At 36.6% G+C, this 16,486-nt stretch carries 13 protein-coding genes, 2 tRNA genes, 1 rRNA gene and 1 other annotated feature; of the genes, 12 read left to right on the forward strand and 4 right to left on the reverse strand.

Annotated elements, in window-relative coordinates:
- The 6 genes from BUB87_RS12610 to BUB87_RS12635 all read left to right on the forward strand — a co-directional run.
- Nucleotides 1-266 (forward strand): 23S ribosomal RNA (locus BUB87_RS12610); the annotation flags it as partial.
- A gap of 289 nt (nucleotides 267-555) precedes the next feature.
- Complete coding sequence (locus BUB87_RS12615; RefSeq protein WP_073346159.1) at nucleotides 556-1,680, forward strand: ParM/StbA family protein; 1,125 nt, start codon at nucleotides 556-558, stop codon at nucleotides 1,678-1,680.
- Between the two features lie 24 nt (nucleotides 1,681-1,704).
- Nucleotides 1,705-2,139, forward strand: coding sequence for a hypothetical protein (locus BUB87_RS12620; protein WP_073346161.1), 435 nt, complete (start codon nucleotides 1,705-1,707; stop codon nucleotides 2,137-2,139).
- Nucleotides 2,140-2,236: 97 nt separating this feature from the next.
- Nucleotides 2,237-2,680, forward strand: coding sequence for an ACT domain-containing protein (locus BUB87_RS12625; RefSeq protein WP_084111312.1), 444 nt, complete (start codon nucleotides 2,237-2,239; stop codon nucleotides 2,678-2,680).
- A gap of 9 nt (nucleotides 2,681-2,689) precedes the next feature.
- Nucleotides 2,690-4,054 (forward strand): PFL family protein, encoded by a 1,365-nt coding sequence (locus tag BUB87_RS12630; protein ID WP_073346188.1) that lies wholly within the window; start codon nucleotides 2,690-2,692, stop codon nucleotides 4,052-4,054.
- Between the two features lie 43 nt (nucleotides 4,055-4,097).
- Nucleotides 4,098-4,868, forward strand: coding sequence for a sugar phosphate isomerase/epimerase family protein (locus BUB87_RS12635; RefSeq protein ID WP_073346164.1), 771 nt, complete (start codon nucleotides 4,098-4,100; stop codon nucleotides 4,866-4,868).
- A 40-nt stretch (nucleotides 4,869-4,908) separates the two neighbouring features.
- On the opposite strand, the gene ytvI is transcribed toward BUB87_RS12635, so the two are convergent.
- Entirely contained in the window at nucleotides 4,909-5,973 is a 1,065-nt protein-coding gene (ytvI, locus tag BUB87_RS12640) for a sporulation integral membrane protein YtvI (RefSeq protein ID WP_073346166.1), read from the reverse strand.
- Nucleotides 5,974-6,348: 375 nt separating this feature from the next.
- On the reverse strand, nucleotides 6,349-7,683 hold the full coding sequence (locus tag BUB87_RS12645) for an ISNCY family transposase (RefSeq protein WP_073346169.1): 1,335 nt from the start codon (nucleotides 7,681-7,683) through the stop codon (nucleotides 6,349-6,351).
- Nucleotides 7,684-7,826: 143 nt separating this feature from the next.
- Nucleotides 7,827-8,035 (forward strand) — a binding site (T-box leader).
- Nucleotides 8,036-8,107: 72 nt separating this feature from the next.
- Here BUB87_RS12645 and serS point away from each other — a divergent pair.
- The 4 genes from serS to BUB87_RS12665 all read left to right on the forward strand — a co-directional run bounded on the left by serS (nucleotide 8,108) and on the right by BUB87_RS12665 (nucleotide 12,472).
- The gene (gene serS / locus BUB87_RS12650) at nucleotides 8,108-9,382 is read left to right on the forward strand and encodes a serine--tRNA ligase (protein WP_073346171.1); all 1,275 of its coding nucleotides are present in this window, start codon (nucleotides 8,108-8,110) and stop codon (nucleotides 9,380-9,382) included.
- Nucleotides 9,383-9,438: 56 nt separating this feature from the next.
- Nucleotides 9,439-9,525, forward strand: a tRNA-Ser gene (locus BUB87_RS12655).
- 17 nt (nucleotides 9,526-9,542) lie between these two features.
- Nucleotides 9,543-9,633 (forward strand) — tRNA-Ser (locus BUB87_RS12660).
- Nucleotides 9,634-9,733: 100 nt separating this feature from the next.
- A complete protein-coding gene (locus BUB87_RS12665) occupies nucleotides 9,734-12,472 on the forward strand; it encodes a UPF0182 family membrane protein (RefSeq protein ID WP_073346174.1) in 2,739 nt (912 codons plus the stop codon).
- Nucleotides 12,473-12,527: 55 nt separating this feature from the next.
- On the opposite strand, the gene BUB87_RS12670 is transcribed toward BUB87_RS12665, so the two are convergent.
- Nucleotides 12,528-13,526 (reverse strand): carbon-nitrogen hydrolase family protein, encoded by a 999-nt coding sequence (locus BUB87_RS12670; RefSeq protein ID WP_159432421.1) that lies wholly within the window; start codon nucleotides 13,524-13,526, stop codon nucleotides 12,528-12,530.
- A gap of 404 nt (nucleotides 13,527-13,930) precedes the next feature.
- Between BUB87_RS12670 and BUB87_RS12675 the strand changes: the two genes are divergently transcribed.
- On the forward strand, nucleotides 13,931-14,353 hold the full coding sequence (locus tag BUB87_RS12675; protein ID WP_073346191.1) for a PaaI family thioesterase: 423 nt from the start codon (nucleotides 13,931-13,933) through the stop codon (nucleotides 14,351-14,353).
- Between the two features lie 16 nt (nucleotides 14,354-14,369).
- Complete coding sequence (locus BUB87_RS12680; RefSeq protein WP_073346180.1) at nucleotides 14,370-15,062, forward strand: TVP38/TMEM64 family protein; 693 nt, start codon at nucleotides 14,370-14,372, stop codon at nucleotides 15,060-15,062.
- Between the two features lie 9 nt (nucleotides 15,063-15,071).
- On the opposite strand, the gene cobT is transcribed toward BUB87_RS12680, so the two are convergent.
- On the reverse strand, nucleotides 15,072-16,127 hold the full coding sequence (gene cobT, locus BUB87_RS12685; protein WP_073346183.1) for a nicotinate-nucleotide--dimethylbenzimidazole phosphoribosyltransferase: 1,056 nt from the start codon (nucleotides 16,125-16,127) through the stop codon (nucleotides 15,072-15,074).
- Between the last annotated feature and the right edge of the window lie 359 nt (nucleotides 16,128-16,486).

Consider the following 16,486-nt stretch of genomic DNA (forward strand, 5'->3'; position numbering starts at 1 on the left):
TTTGAGAGGAGCCTTTCCTAGTACGAGAGGACCGGAAAGGACGGACCGATGGTGAACCAGTTGCAGTGCCAACTGCACGGCTGGGAAGCCAAGTCCGGGAGTGATAAACGCTGAAAGCATCTAAGCGTGAAGCACGCCTCAAGATAAGATTTCCCATACCGTAAAGGTAGTAAGACCCCTCGAAGAAGACGAGGTAGATAGGCTTAAGGTGTAAGAGCAGAAATGCTTTAAGCTGGTAAGTACTAATAGGTCGAGGCCTTGACCTCACATCCTCTATCCTCTCAAGGTCTAAAATAATATAACAGTAAAGTTAAGAGCATCTGCATATCAGGTGCTTTTTTATTTTGAATTAATGTGTCGGACTTGTCAGACATTCTATCTGATGAGTCCGACATTTTATTTTGTCAGACATAGATTTTAGCAATATATAGCCATTTAGTTTGTCTGACATATAAAAAGATATGACATTTTTAAATAGCAAAAGAAGGAAATTTAATATAGATGTAGAATATTATGTATATAAATACTAAAAAAGGTAATGGAGGATGATTTAATATGAAGTTAATAGGCATTGATATCGGTAACGATAGCATAAAGATCAAAGCAAAAGACAATGAAATAAACATAATGAATTTAATATCAGCTGGTTACAACAGAAGGGTATTTGGGCAGGAAATGGGTCATTTAAGTAATTTATTAGATGTTTCAATAGAAAGTAAAGGTAAGGATTTAGGGCGGTATTTTATTGGAGGTCTTGCTTTTAAAGAAAATAGAGGCGATATGATAGAAAAAAGCAGGGGTGAGACGAAAGCCGAAAGCGACACGACGTACATAATGATATTAGCGTCATTGGCATATGCATTGTATGATGAAAATAATCCTGTAAAGAAGGAATATGTAACATTGGGTGCCGGGCTTCCTACTGAAGAGTACTTTAATGATAGATTGCTGGATTTGTTTAAATCACGTTTAAAAGGTACTCATAAAGTTACCTTTCATAGTCCAAATTTTAAAGGAGCTCAAATAACGATAATAATTGATAGAGTTGAAGTAATACCGGAGGGAACCAGTGCAGCGCTCAGTATACTTTACGATGATAAAGGGCGTTTTAAAGAAAAATACGAACATTTAAGAGATAAGCTTATACTGATAATAGATATAGGTAGTCTCACGGTTGATGTTTCCACCATGGAAAATGGTACTTTTATCGGTAAAGGATTTTTTGGTATAAATAAAGGAATTGCCGATCCTCTCAATAGCATCCTTTTAGATTTAAAAAATAGTTATGGATATGAAACCAGCAGGCATAAACTTGATTATTACTTGCGCAGGTATGGCTTTATAGAATTTTCAGGCAATAAGATTTCACTTACAGAAATGGCAGAAAGACATTTTGAAGATTTTACGAGGGTAATGGCAAATCAAATTTATAAAGAATTGGACATGCATGGATTGAACATCAATGACGTGCATACGGCTTTTATCGTAGGAGGTGGAGCCATAACGTTAAAAAATTACTTAGATAAATACCTCCATTTTTCCAGGCTTGAGTTTGCAGAAAACCCCTTGATGGCCAATGCTGAAGGATACTTGAAAAGTATTTCCTTTATAGCTGCATCAGGTGAGGAAGAAAAAAAAGAGGTATTTGAAGAGGAAGTAGCTATTTCCAAACAAGAATAAAGTTGCGGCAGGGGTTGCTTTTAAATGGGTAAGAAAAATGATATAAAAATAGGAGATAGGCTGTCTATTAGGATAACTGACGATGTAGATGAATTGGTTTTAGAATGGTTGAACAAACAAGAAAATAGAAGTAAAAGTATATTAAAGTTAATTGCAGCTTTTGCACATTTAGAAAAGTACGGCAGACCAGAGCTGGTACAATTATTATTCAGTTCTTTGTTGTCAGACACAAGAAATGGCGATAATAAAGGTAATTTATTGTATAATAAAATTCAAATGTCAGACACGTCCGACGTAGGACGAAGAAAAATGTCGGACAAAGAAGTAGTGTCCGACGGCAAAGATGATGCCGCTTTAGACCTATATGATGAGGTTTTTGGTACACTGGATAGGGAGAAGAGTAGCAATAATATTTGTAAAAATGATTTATTCAGCGCTATAAAAAGTATCATGAGATAAAAATAAGTTTTTATTTCAAAATAACGGTGGATATGATATAATAAAAGTCGAGTTGTAAAATCAACCTATGAGGAGGCTTACCTTCAAGGAGATAAATATGAAAAATATAATAACGCTAGAGGTTATCAAAGAAGAAAGTGGTGACACTTTAAAATATCCGGAGGGTACTATTATTACAGCAGATGCAAAGTCATGGGCAAAAAGTAATTTAAAAACGTTATACGTGGGTGATGAATGTATCGTGAAGCCTGATAAAGATAAAAACAAAGAAGATCAAGTTGTAATTTCAGTTGTGGGTAAGGATAAAATAGGTATTATAGCCTCTATTTCCGGTATGCTTGCTGAATACAACGTGAATATAGTAGATATAAATCAAACTCTTATCAATGGTCTTTTTACTATGATAATGGTGGTAGATATTAGTTTGTGTACAGTGGATTTTAATCAGTTTAAGAAGAACCTGGATGAATTGGGCAATAAAATAGGTGTTAAAATTGATGCACAAAAGCAAGCAATTTTTAATTACATGCAGAGGATATAGGTGAATGAGATGGGAATTGCATTTCAAGAGATCACAGAGACTATAAGGATGGTACAGGCTGAGAACCTGGATATAAGAACCATTACGTTGGGTATAAATTTGAATGATTGTAGGAGAGATGATCCATCAAAGACAGCTGAGGCAATATACAATAAGATATTAAAACTTGGTAAAAATCTAGTAAAAGTAGCAGAAGATCTGGAAAGCGAATATGGCATACCTATTGTAAATAAAAGGGTATCTGTTACGCCAATTTCTATAATAGGCGATGGGTTTGATTCAGAAGGTTTCAAGTTGATTGCAAAGGCTATGGATAAGGCATCAGAAGAGATAGGAGTAAATTTTATTGGTGGTTATTCTGCTCTGGTACACAAGGGATTTACAAAAGGTGATTTAAATCTGATAAAATCCATCCCTGAGGTTTTATCTGAAACCGTAAGGGTATGTTCTTCTGTAAATGTGGCTACATCAAAGTCAGGCATAAATATGGATGCGGTATTGATAATGGGAAATATCATAAAAGAAACAGCGGATCTTACTGCTGATAAAGATGGTATTGGATGTACAAAATTGGTTGTATTTGCGAATGCGCCGGAGGACAACCCTTTTATGGCAGGGTCTTTTCATGGGGTAGGTGAACCGGAAAGTACGGTAAATATAGGTATAAGTGGTCCTGGTGTTGTACATAGGGTTGTAGAGAAATTAGGCAGTGATGCTGATTTTGGTGAATTATCAGAGGCCATAAAAAAGACCGCATTTAAGATTACCAGGGCTGGAGAACTTATTGGCAGATTGGCAGCACAGAGATTGGAAAGTCATTTTGGTATAATAGATTTGTCTCTGGCTCCAACGCCTGCTATTGGCGACAGTATAGCGAATATACTGGAAGCAATGGGTTTGGAACGTTGTGGAGCTCCAGGGACTACGGCTGCCCTGGCATTGCTCAATGATGCTGTAAAAAAAGGTGGGGTAATGGCGACATCATATGTAGGCGGTTTAAGTGGTGCCTTTATTCCTGTGAGTGAAGATGCTGGAATGATAGATGCAGTATCTGCAGGTGCCCTTACAATAGAAAAACTAGAGGCGATGACATGCGTATGCTCTGTTGGGCTGGACATGATAGCAATACCTGGTGATACTTCGCCATATACTATAGCTGGTATTATAGCTGACGAAATGGCAATAGGAGTTATAAATAAAAAGACGACAGCGGTGAGGATTATACCTGTCCCAGGTAAAAAGGTAGGTGAATGGGTTGAGTTTGGTGGACTTTTGGGCAGGGCACCGATAATGGAAGTAAACCGATTTTCGCCAGAAATATTTGTGAAGAGGGGTGGAAGGATTCCCGCACCTATTCACAGTTTAAATAATTAAAAATAGTTTAAAAATAAAAAGTAAAAAGGGGATGTTTATTTGTATGAAAAGATTGCCATTAGGACTTCAGTTGTATACTTTGAGGGATGTGATGCCTAGGGATTTTGTAGGCACACTGAAAAAAGTTGCGGATATGGGCTATGATGGTGTAGAATTTGCAGGGTATGGGAATCTTACTGCAGAAGAAATGAAAAAATATTTGGATGAGTTTGGCTTAATCTCTGCTGGTTCCCATGTCGGATTTGATGCATTGGAGAAGGATTTGGATGGAGTTTTGAAGTACAACAGCGTAATAGGTACTAAATATATTACATGCCCTTATTTGCTTCTGAACAAAATTCAAAACATGGATGAATTTAAAAAGCTTGCAGATAAGTTCAACTACATTGGTAAAAAAATGGCTGAAAACGGATTTGTTTTCTGCTATCATAATCATGCCCATGAATTTGAAAAATTAGAAGGGAAATATGTCCTTGACATACTTTTTGAACTTACAGATCCTGAATATGTCAAAGCAGAAATAGATACATATTGGGTGAAAAAAGGCGGTGAAGATCCTGTCGCCTTTGTTAAAAAATATGCAGGAAGGTTGCCGATAATTCACTTAAAAGACTTAGACGAGAAGACGGGAAAAGATACGGAAATATTAAATGGTACAATTAATTTTCATGAGATTTTTGAATCCGCTGACGAGTTGGGTATAGAGTGGTATATTGTTGAGCAAGAAGATTTTGAAAGGCCGTCTATAGAAAGCGCCGAAATCAGCTGCAAAAACTTAGCTGCTGCAGGTGTAGGTATAAAAAATGCGAGATAAAAGCGATTAAAAAAGCGCCAAAGATGGCGCTTTTTTAATATCAAGTTTTAAATGGCGGCAGGAGACCTGATTTTTGTATTGCTTTTACAATTATAACTAAAGCCGGTCCCATAAATAAACCTATAAATCCCATGAATTGCAGCCCTAGATACATACTCATCAAAGTTGCCAATGGATGTAATCCTATGCTGCTACCGACAATGTGTGGTTCCATAAGTTGCCTTAAAATTATTATAATAGCGTATAATATGAGCAAATATATTCCTGTCTTTATATTGTGATACACAAATATCAAAATAAGTGCCCAGGGCACCAGAACAGAGCCACTGCCCAGTATGGGTAATGCATCCACAATGCTTACAACCAATCCCATTAAGAATGCATAGTCAAATCCTATAATTAAAAGGCCTATAGAGCATTCAATAAACGTGAGGAGCATAATAGTCAATTCTGCCCTTAAAAATCCAAACAATGTTTTAAAAAGATCTGTTTTTATGTTGCGACTGTTGTCGGCCCAATTTTTTGGTATTTGTTTTAATATAAACGGTACGATAATATTTTTATCTTTACTCATAAAAAAGGTTGCAATTAAAGTAATCATTGAAATCATGAACATATGCGGTATATTGCTGAATAAATTTATCAAATAATTTATACTGGTTTTTGTCATACCATACAGCGTATTTACTATATTGTCGATGTTATTCTGTATGAGGTTTGTTATGTTTTTAGGTAGATTAGCATATAACGCTTCTATCTGCGACATAATGGTATTTATGTCTTTGTTTGCTGTATAAAAATACTCTGGTAATATTCTTAGTAACTTTTGAAGTTCTGCTATTATTTGTGTTGTAGCTATTACTATGATTAATAAAATTAAGCCAAACAATGAAAGCATGGTTATTGCTACGGCTAATCCTCGAGGCACTTTTAATTTGTGTTCTAGAAATTCTATAATAGGGTCGATAATAATTGCCAATATAGCAGCGACGATAAATGGTAGTAACGCAGGCAACAGTTTAAATATAACCAGATAGACAATAAATGCTATAATGATGTAAAACATGTATTTATGATAGAGTTGTGCGTACCTATCTTTATCCATCTGTACACTCCTTTTGCTTATGATACTTAATTATAGCAAATATAGTGATTTATTGCGAGATGAATATGTCAATAGTCAGCGAAAATGTCATAATAAAAATATAAAAATTATTCACCAAAAATGTCATTGTTATCATAAATAATTAACCCAAAAATAGAATTTATTGTATTAAGGTATTTTTAACGAGCGGTTGCACAGTTTACATTAATAGTATATGAATACAATTGATTCCTAAAAAATAGCAAAAAAGACAATACCACTTGTGACTTACAGCTTGGTAAAATTTGGCATTATCCAACTATCCCTTCACTATTGACGTATCTATTTTTTATTGGTATCATGAAGTTAAGCTGTAAGCCTAAAATAATATATTAACTAACGCCAAGCACAGGTGGAATCGTACAGAGACTTTATAAGTTCTCTGTCATATTCCTCCCACCAGTATAAGCTTGTGCTTGTTCCGTTTTGCTTCCATGGATGGTTGGAAGCTGGCTTATGAGCTTTTGATTTGCTTGATGAAGTTGATTGAATAGTTTTTTGAAGCTTTTTGGGACGTTCGTCGAGTTTTTGTACGGCAAATACTTGGTTGCCGTACTGTACCCGTATTCCTATCCTGGAGTTTAAAAGGACGATTATTTTGCTCCGTGGTGGAACGGGTATTATTTTACCTTTTTCGTCTATTAGTTGATAATAGTCACCTTTAAAAGAAAATACACCTCCATTATCGACCATTCTAGTTTCTTTAATACAAAGGATGTTATCCAAATCCACATTGGAAGGCAAGTCTCTAAAAGCAGGGATAGGATCTTCAGGTTCCACAGCAAATTTAGCATTAAATCTTATTAGAAATTCTTTCAAAAACTCGTTAGCTTTTTCTGTAGAATCAATACCAGCTAATCTAAGTTCTACTTTGAGCCTATCCTGAAGAGTATCCCACAGTTTTTCAACACGTCCTTTAGCTTGAGGAGAAGAAGCATAAATCATGGAAATACCTAATTCACTCATGGCTCTTTCGAACTGAGTTTGATTTGCCATTTTGCCTTCTAATTGTTCTTCTATAGAGAGCTTATTCTTTTTAGGAGAAGCAAAGATAGTGTGTCTATCGCTATAAAGAGCGATAGGTATACCATATTGAGTGAAAACCTGGCGCATTACTTCAAAATAGCCTTCCATAGACTCGTTTTCGGTAAGATAAAGGCCAAGGACTTGTCCGGTAGCATCGTCGATAGCGCCATGCAAAGCCAATTTACCCATGTTAGGTAGCCATTCAAAGGGGCTGCAATCGATTTGTACTAACATTCCAGCTTGAGGTTTACGTTTTCTTCTTTTATGTATTTTATGAGTTTTACGATGCTTTCTATGGCTTTCGATACCGGCCGAGGATAAAATTCTATACACAGTAGGTTGACTAAGTATAATCCCCTCTCTTTCTTCAAGTAGATCTCTAAAGTGAGAAAAATTAGCATCAAAGTACACATTTTGTTTCAAATAGATAACCTTATTAACAACTTCTGGAGGGGTAGCATTAGCAGGCTTACGACCTTTATTTTTATGAATGACAAAAGACTCACCTTGTTCACTAACCCCCTTTTTTAATCTAAAGATTTGACGTTCACTTAGGCCTAAAGCCTGCGCAGCTTCCCTCACTATTAATTTTCTTTCAATTGTTTTTTGAATAATGATTAATTTTTGTAATTCCCTCTTTGTCATATTAATTTCTTCCTTTCTCATACTGACATTATCGCAGAATACTTTTAATATGACAATATCACAGAATAATAACATTTTATTGCGAGATGAATATTGACAAAAATTCTGTTTATGCTATTATATAACTAAAGTAAACATTGTAATCAAATGCGATGAAGGAAAAAAGTAAATACAGTGTGGCTGAAGAGAGCCTGTGGTTGCTGTAAACAGGTGCCGGCTGTATTGAAGTCCGTTCTGGAGCATTTGTGCTGAATCCAGTAGGCACAAACGGGGGGTCCGTTATACTATTAAGAGGGCTCAACTAAAAGTTGAGTCAAGTAGGGTGGCAACGCGGGAAGATCTCGTCCCTTATGGGATGGGGTCTTTTTGGTTTTTATATATGGGTGTACCGGCATCGATTGCAAAAATGTCAGGAGGGAAATATATGTTAGATGTAAAACGAATTAGAAATAATCCGGATGAGTTAAGGCAGGCCCTTATAAAGAGGGGTGAAGATACCAGTAAGCTTGATCGCTTCTTAGAAATGGATGAGAAGAGAAGAGAACTGTTATACAAGGTAGAAAACTTAAAAAAACTCAGAAATGAAGAATCTGAGGAAATTGCAAGATTAAAAAAAGAAGGCAAAGATGCCAGTGAAAAGATAAAAGAGATGAAAGAGGTATCTCAGAATATAAAGGATATAGAGGCGGAATTAGGTAAAATAGAAGATGACCTTTATAACCTGTTGCTTACCATACCTAATATACCTCATGAAAGCGTACCTGTAGGCAAAAGCGATGAAGATAATGTAGAAGTAAGGCGTTGGGGTGAACCTACCAAGTTTGACTTTGAGCCAAAACCTCATTGGGAATTAGGTGAAAACTTAGGCATATTAGATTTTCCTACTGCGTCAAAGGTTACAGGGTCCAGGTTTGTATTCTACAAAGGCCTAGGAGCTAGATTGGAGCGCAGTCTCATAAACTTTATGCTGGATCTTCATACTACCAAACACGGTTATACAGAAGTATTTCCGCCATTTATGGTGCACCGGAAGAGCATGATCGGCACTGGACAGTTGCCTAAATTTGAAGAAGATGCTTTTAAAGTGAGCGGCACAGACTATTTTTTAATACCCACGGCAGAGGTCCCGGTCACTAATATGTATAGAGAGAGTATAATAGATGGCGATAAATTGCCTATCTATCACGTGGCGTACAGTGCATGTTTTAGGGCTGAGGCCGGAGCAGCCGGTAAAGATACCAGGGGCCTTATAAGGCAGCATCAGTTCAATAAAGTGGAATTAGTAAAATTTGTACGTCCAGAGGATTCCTATGATGAATTAGAAAAATTGGTAAGGGACGCGGAAGAAGTCCTTCAATTGCTGAAGATACCTTACAGGGTTGTGGCAATAAGTACTGCTGATCTTGGCTTTACTCCTGCTAAGAAATATGATTTAGAGGTGTGGATGCCCAGCTATGGAAAATATGTAGAGATTTCATCTTGCAGTAACTTTGAAGATTTTCAAGCAAGAAGAGCCGAAATTAGATTTAGGCGGGCACCCAAGGCTAAACCGGAGTATGTTCATACGCTGAATGGATCCGGCGTAGCCATAGGACGAACCGTTGCAGCTATATTGGAAAATTTCCAAAGGGCAGATGGCTCTGTAGTCATACCGGAAGTACTTCATCAATATATGGGCGGCGTTAAAGAAATAAGATAAGTGATGTACCCTTGACATGCGATATAATATATGATATACTTTATATCGTCATTGACGGAGAGGTGTCCGAGCGGTTTAAGGAGCTAGTCTTGAAAACTAGTGACCCGAAAGGGCCGTGGGTTCGAATCCCACCCTCTCCGCCAGAACTAAATAATAATGTGGAGAAGTACCCAAGTTGGTGAAGGGGCGGTCCTGCTAAGACTGTAGGTCGGGGATAACCCGGCGCGAGGGTTCAAGTCCCTCCTTCTCCGCTATAGAGGCCCGATTAAAGGGTCTTTTTTGTTTGCTTATTGAGAATTTTGTATATTAAAGGTATAATATAGATATACTCATTAGGAAAGGGAAGATGTTATGATAACGGGTAGGAAAGTATGGATATTTTCTGTCATAGCATTATTACTGGTTTTATTATTTTCAATATTGTCGTTGTCAGGGCTTATAATAGATTATCAATGGTTTAAGGAACTGGGCTATACTCAGGTGTTTTTTACGAGGTTTATCGCTGAATTGAAAATAGGTATACCGGTATTCATTATAGTATTTATAATAATGTATATTTACTTGCAGAAAATAAAGCGAGATTTTATAAAATTCAGCACCGATTACAGCAACGGGCATGAATTCAGAGGTTATAATTTTGCTATCATTGTAGCTTCTTTAATCATATCGCTTATATCATCGGTGAGCCTTGCCAATAATTTATGGAGCAAAGCTTTGTCTTATTTTAATTCAGTTAATTTCAATATCAATGATCCCCTGTTTAAGAAGGATATAAGTCTTTATATGTTTAAGCTACCTTTTATAAAAGGTGTTTTTAGCTTTATAACTGTGCTGCTCTTTATACTTGCGATTATAACGGTTGTGCTCTACGTGCTTATGTATCTGTCTGATAGCACGCGTTTTTACAGACTTTCAGACGACGAAAATGTTTTGATGGCTTATTCTAATAAGGATATACTGAAAATATTGATCAGAAGGATAGCTGTTTTTGGCTTCATACTTTTTGTGCTATTTGGAGTAGGGTATTATTTTAAGGCTTTTGATCTTGTTTATTCATCAAGAGGTGTAGTGTTTGGCGCTGGTTATACCGACGTTCACGTTACGCTTTTTGCATACAGGGTGTTGATGGTGGTTTCGGTTTTAGCTGGCATGCTGTTTTTGATAGGCGCACTGATGAGAAATTTAAAGATTATAGCTATAGGTCCTATTGTCATGGTTGTGATTATTGTATTATCTGGTATTGTGTCAGGGATTGTTCAGCAGTTGATAGTATCTCCTAATGAGTTGACGAAAGAAATGCCATATATAAAATACAACATTGAATACACTCAAAAGGGATTTGGCCTCGACAGAGTAAAAAGGATAGATTTTAACTATAGAGAAAGTCTGACAGCAAAATCACTGGAAGAGGAGAAAAACACTATTGAAAATATAAGGATCAATGATTACAGACCAGTGAGTCAGGTTTATAATCAATTGCAGGGTATAAGACTTTATTATAAGTTTAATGATATTGATATCGACAGGTATAATATTTCCGGGAAATACACTCAGGTATTTTTGTCGGCTAGAGAAATGTCAATTCCGGATCTCACAGATCAGGCGAAGACGTGGATAAATGAACATCTCAAATATACCCATGGCTATGGTGTTGTCATGTCGCCTGTTAATAGTGTAAACTCACAAGGGCAACCTATAATGTATATAAAAGATATTCCACCTGTAAGTGATAATAACGTAAAGGTTACAAGACCTGAGATATACTTTGGTGAGTTGACTAATAACTATGTCATAACCAATACGGCATTAAAGGAATTTGATTATCCTTCCGGAGCGGACAATGTAGAATCTGTATATAAAGGAAAAGCCGGAATACCCATGAATTTTCTTAATAGATTGCTTTTTGCAGTCAACTACGGCGATATAAAGCTATTGGTATCTGGGGAAATAAAATCGTCAAGTAGAATACTTATATATAGAAATATAATGGAGAGAGTGGAAAAGATAGCGCCGTTTTTGACATACGATCAAGATCCGTATATTGTGATTGACAATGGGAAACTTTATTGGATGATCGATGCATTTACTACCAGTGATAGCTATCCCTATTCACAACCTTATGAGTTTTTTGATGGACAAAGGATCAACTATATAAGAAATTCTGTAAAAGTTGTCGTGGATGCCTATAATGGTTCAGTGGATTATTATATAGTAGATAAAAGCGATCCTGTGGCAATGGTTTATAAGAATATATTTCCTGAGCTATTTAAAGACGGTTCTAAGATGCCCGAGGGCTTAAAAAAGCATATAAGATATCCTCAGGATTTATTTGACTTACAGGCTGATGTGTATAGAAATTACCATATGTCAAATCCAACAGTCTTTTACAACAGGGAAGATTATTATGATATAGCTAAGGAAAAATACTATGATAAAACCCAACCTGAAGAATCACAGTACATGATAGCAAAGCTTCCGGGTATGGAAAAGGAAGAATACGTCCTCACAATTCCTTTTACACCTTCGCAAAAAGATAATCTGGTAGCATATATGGTAGCGAGGATGGACGGATCAAATTATGGAAAACTGGAGACCTATGTTATGCCAAAGGGCATGACCATTTATGGTCCTATGCAGATAGAGGCTAAAATAGACAATAACCCTGACATATCAAAAGAATTGAGTCTATGGGATCAGAAAGGATCGCAGGTTTTAAGGGGTAATACGCTTGCTATTCCTATACGAAATTCTATACTTTATGTAGAACCGCTCTATATAAAATCAGATGCTAGAGAAAGCATACCTGAAGTAAAAAGGGTTATAGTTGCCTATGACAACAAGATTGTAATGGAAGAGACACTAAATGCGGCATTGAACAAGATATTCAATATAACAACTGCGACGCCGCAACCTAATAATAATCAGGTATCAGCATTACCCACAGGAAGCGTACAAGATCTTATAAGACAAGCCAATGATCTTTATCAAAAAGCTGATAGTGCCATAAAAGCTGGTGATTGGAGTTCTTATGGAGATTATATTAAGAGACTTGGCGATATATTGAAAGCTTTAAGTAAAACAACAAAATAAAGATAAAAGACCCTAAAAAGCTTATAGGGTCTTTTATCAACATCGAATATGAGTATCAAGGGTGTGGAACCTTAGCTATAATTATTTCCTCATCATCAAAGTGTTTCGATAATGAGACAAATCCATAGGTGCTATTAAGCTCAAAATAATTAGGTCCTGATGTGTGCATATCTGCTGCGATTATGGATGATTGGCCATAAAACTGAAGATCTAAAATACTGCCTGTCATCATGGGGTTGATAGCGTATTTAAACATCTTTTGCTTTGCTACTGCGAACCATGAACCGTTTAACCAGTCTTCCCTTTGTTCATAAGTCCATGGCCCCGGGTTAGCGGATGGCTGTACCAGAATATCAGCACCCTGCTTTTTTAATTCATTTAAGACGTCCTGTTTAAATGCATCCAAACATATGGCGATACCTATTTTGCCCATGGGCGTGTTAAATACCTTAAGCTCAGAAAGTTTGGCTGGCTGAACATCAAGGCCCTGTGGCCCTTCGAGATCGATAAGATAAACCTTTTTTTGTCTTCCTATAATTAAGCCATCCGGACCAAAAAGATATGAGATATTGTATACTTTGTTATCTCTGGGTTTTAAAGATAAGTATTTACCATTTTTTATTTTATAGTCGGGGAGCAAAATAGAACCAGCGACGATATATACTTCATATTTTTTTGCTGCATTGGAGAATGTTTCAAAATATGTTTTGGCCATGTCTTGTGATTTATACAAAAATAGTGTTCTAGGCCAGCTGGTTCGATAAAGTATTTTTTCTATGCCCATTGTTATAATGTGTTGTCTTATGGATTTTTCAATACCTTCATTTAATGTATGTGAACTTTTAATGACATTGTCCATTCCATCCAATACCAGCATTGTTCCAGTATCTTCTGGGAAAACGACTAATGTATTGTATTTAGGGTCAATCCTGCTTTTTATGTTAGCCATTATTGAGTCTATCTTTGCTTTAAAATTCTGAGATTGGGTAAAATCATGAGGATTCAATTTAAACTGTACAGCCACCAATTGGATAAATTTATTGTCCTTTTGCATTGTATAATTCTCCTTCACAGAATTTGATGTGCTGAAAATATAATGTCTTTTATTATTAATCGGATAAGCAATGATCATGGCCAATATAAAAAACGAAATTAAAATGATAAGAAGAGCTATTACTGCTTTATAAATAAAATTTAGAAAATTCAATAAAAGAGCCCCTCCTTTGGAAAACTCGAAAGACTAATACCCCATCTATTATATCATATTTTTTGTTAATTTAAAATAATGATTATAATAATTGAATTCGCAATTTACAATATTTACAAATATGTTGTTTCCGAAAATGAGATGAGAAAAGATGTCAATTGTCGTACAATTCAGTTGTGTTTACAGCGCTGGGTGTGTTATAATTGAGTATGCATTTTATGCAGAATCAATCATATGATGAGGTGAAATTTGTGGAGATAAAAAACGATGGATTGGATAGAGCAGTGTTTGATAAAATTGTCTGGATTAATAATAAAATGAATTTTCAAAATCATGTGGGCGTTGAGGTAAAAGAAGTAGGGAAAGGTTATGCAATTTTGCAATTGAAGTTTAATGAAGAACATGCAAATACGATAGGTATTGCGCATGGTGGTGTGACTGCCACGTTATTAGATGCTGCAATGGGTACAGCGGCCTTTACAACAGGGAAAGATGTGGTTACTCTTGAGATGAAGGTAAACTTTCTAGCACCTGGTAAAATCGGAAGTGTTGCTACAGCAGAAGGCAGGGTGTTGCACTATGGAAATAAGACCATTGTCACAGAAGGTAAAATATTTGATGAAAATGGTGGACTTATGGCATTGGCAACAGGTACTTATTTTGTCATGAAGTGACTGCTGGAGGATTTTTATGTGGGATAAGTTTAAAGCCTTTAAATGGCAAATTATCGGTTTTATAGGATTTGTAACTGTATTCATGGTTTTTATGGTTAAATATGGCCACTATATATCGCTTTTAGCTAGAGATCCTGAGCTGTTTAGAAAATGGATCGAGGGATATGGAAGTAAGGCGTTTTTAATGTATATCCTTATACAAATAATACAGGTTGTGGTATTTATTATACCTGGAGAGGTCGTTCAGATAGCAGGAGGATATATTTACGGTACAATATTAGGTTCTATTTTATCAGTTATAGGGATAACTATAGGTTCGCTTATCTGTTTTGAAATTGCTAGGATTTTAGGGTATAGCGCATTAAAAAAAATTATCTCGCCCGATGAGTTGTCCAGGTTTGATAATTTTATAAACAACCCAAAAGGCGAGATGGCGCTTTTTCTTTTATTTCTTATTCCGGGTATGCCAAAGGATATTTTGTCTTATATTGCAGGTATAACCCCTATTTCACTTTATAAATATTTAACGATCACATTTTTAGCCCGTTTGCCAGGGATAGTTTTTTCTTCATATATCGGTGCCAATCTATATAATAAAAACTATGTTTTGGTTATATCAGTGTCAGCTGTAGCTATTGGGTTGTTTGTCCTTGGCGTTTTAAAGAGAGATTATATCATGGAGCGAATAAATAAGCCCAATCGACAATGATATCAGAGGTTATTGTTTTGCTGTTGCTACGCCAGCTGACTCAAAAGTAGCCATTTCACTCTGAACATGGGTTGCTGCATCTATAATGTGAAGAGCCAGTGCAGCACCGGTGCCTTCTCCAAGGCGCATTTTCATATGTAGCATAGGGTAAAGTTCCAGTGTTTCCAGCATGAGTTTATGACCGGGTTCTTCAGACACATGGGATGCAATCATGTAATTAATAGCTTTAGGCTCAATTTTGCCTGCTATCATGGCTGCAGCGGTTGAGATAAAACCATCGATAACCACGGGGATTTTGTGGGCGGCGCCACCCAATATTACGCCGGCCAATCCTGCTATTTCTAATCCACCCACTTTTGATAAAACATCTATAGGATCTTCTGGATCAGGATTGTTTATTTCAATAGCCCTATTTATGACCATAGCTTTCCTGGCTAACCCGTTGTCATTTAAGCCAGTACCTCTGCCGACGGCTTTTTCTATAGGGCATCCTGTAAATACCTTAAGTATGGCGCTGCTGGGGGTGGTATTTCCTATGCCCATATCTCCTGTAGCTAAGATTGAGGCGCCTTTAGCGATTTGTTCTTCTGCTACTTCTATGCCAACCTCAATGGCCTTTATAGCTTCGCTTCGGCTCATTGCAGGGCCTTTAGTCATATTATTGGTACTGCGCCTTACCTTTCTTACTATAAGATCATGGTGCTCTACATCAACAGCGATACCTATATCACAGCACACGATTTCAGCACCTGCATGGCGAGAAAGCACATTTATAGCTGCGCCACCTGCCAGGAAATTTAGTACCATCTGGGGTGTTACTTCCTGGGGGAATGCACTTATACCTTCTTCTACAACTCCGTGATCTCCCGCCATAATGATGACAACCTTTTTTTCTAATTTTGGCATGGGATTACCTGTAATACCTGCCAGTTGCTTCACAATATCTTCCAGTACACCTAGGCTTCCCTGCGGCTTTGTGAGCATATCCAGATGCTGTTGGGCCATTTTTATGGCTTCTTTATTTAAATCTGTAATTCTTGATATGGTTTCATTTAACTTTGACATAATACAACCTCCCTCTATTATCTTTCATTTTCTCACGATATCTCCGTTTTTCTTCAATTTTCTCATTGCAACAAGAACCTTCTATGGCTTATATTATCATTTTTTACTCATATTCCCTCCAAAAGCGTAACCTTAATAAACCTCACTTGTTATTTCCATATTCTGGCGGAATGCCTCCACTTATCTCATGGGGCTTACCCTCCCATCTCTCACAGGATCTTCGTCCTTAATTCCTTCGTTCTACCTGCCATGAGGTGGATGTCAGCTACGCTCCTTTGCAGGGTCTCTGCCCTTATGGTGAAAATTCTTACCTGACTATTCCAGCTCTTGTTGTCAATGTTCAAACCGTAATTTTATTT

This window comes from Caldanaerobius fijiensis DSM 17918 (assembly GCF_900129075.1).
GTDB lineage: Bacteria > Bacillota > Thermoanaerobacteria > Thermoanaerobacterales > Caldanaerobiaceae > Caldanaerobius > Caldanaerobius fijiensis.

Bases quoted from the DNA above. Each gene is read 5' to 3' on its own strand.
- BUB87_RS12615 (WP_073346159.1), top strand. From the start codon at position 556: ATGAAGTTAATAGGCATTGATATCGGTAACGATAGCATAAAGATCAAA.
- BUB87_RS12620 (WP_073346161.1), top strand. From the start codon at position 1,705: ATGGGTAAGAAAAATGATATAAAAATAGGAGATAGGCTGTCTATTAGG.
- BUB87_RS12625 (WP_084111312.1), top strand. From the start codon at position 2,237: ATGAAAAATATAATAACGCTAGAGGTTATCAAAGAAGAAAGTGGTGAC.
- BUB87_RS12630 (WP_073346188.1), top strand. From the start codon at position 2,690: ATGGGAATTGCATTTCAAGAGATCACAGAGACTATAAGGATGGTACAG.
- BUB87_RS12635 (WP_073346164.1), top strand. From the start codon at position 4,098: ATGAAAAGATTGCCATTAGGACTTCAGTTGTATACTTTGAGGGATGTG.
- ytvI (WP_073346166.1), bottom strand. From the start codon at position 5,973: ATGGATAAAGATAGGTACGCACAACTCTATCATAAATACATGTTTTAC.
- BUB87_RS12645 (WP_073346169.1), bottom strand. From the start codon at position 7,683: ATGACAAAGAGGGAATTACAAAAATTAATCATTATTCAAAAAACAATT.
- serS (WP_073346171.1), top strand. From the start codon at position 8,108: ATGTTAGATGTAAAACGAATTAGAAATAATCCGGATGAGTTAAGGCAG.
- BUB87_RS12665 (WP_073346174.1), top strand. From the start codon at position 9,734: ATGATAACGGGTAGGAAAGTATGGATATTTTCTGTCATAGCATTATTA.
- BUB87_RS12670 (WP_159432421.1), bottom strand. From the start codon at position 13,526: ATGCAAAAGGACAATAAATTTATCCAATTGGTGGCTGTACAGTTTAAA.
- BUB87_RS12680 (WP_073346180.1), top strand. From the start codon at position 14,370: ATGTGGGATAAGTTTAAAGCCTTTAAATGGCAAATTATCGGTTTTATA.
- cobT (WP_073346183.1), bottom strand. From the start codon at position 16,127: ATGTCAAAGTTAAATGAAACCATATCAAGAATTACAGATTTAAATAAA.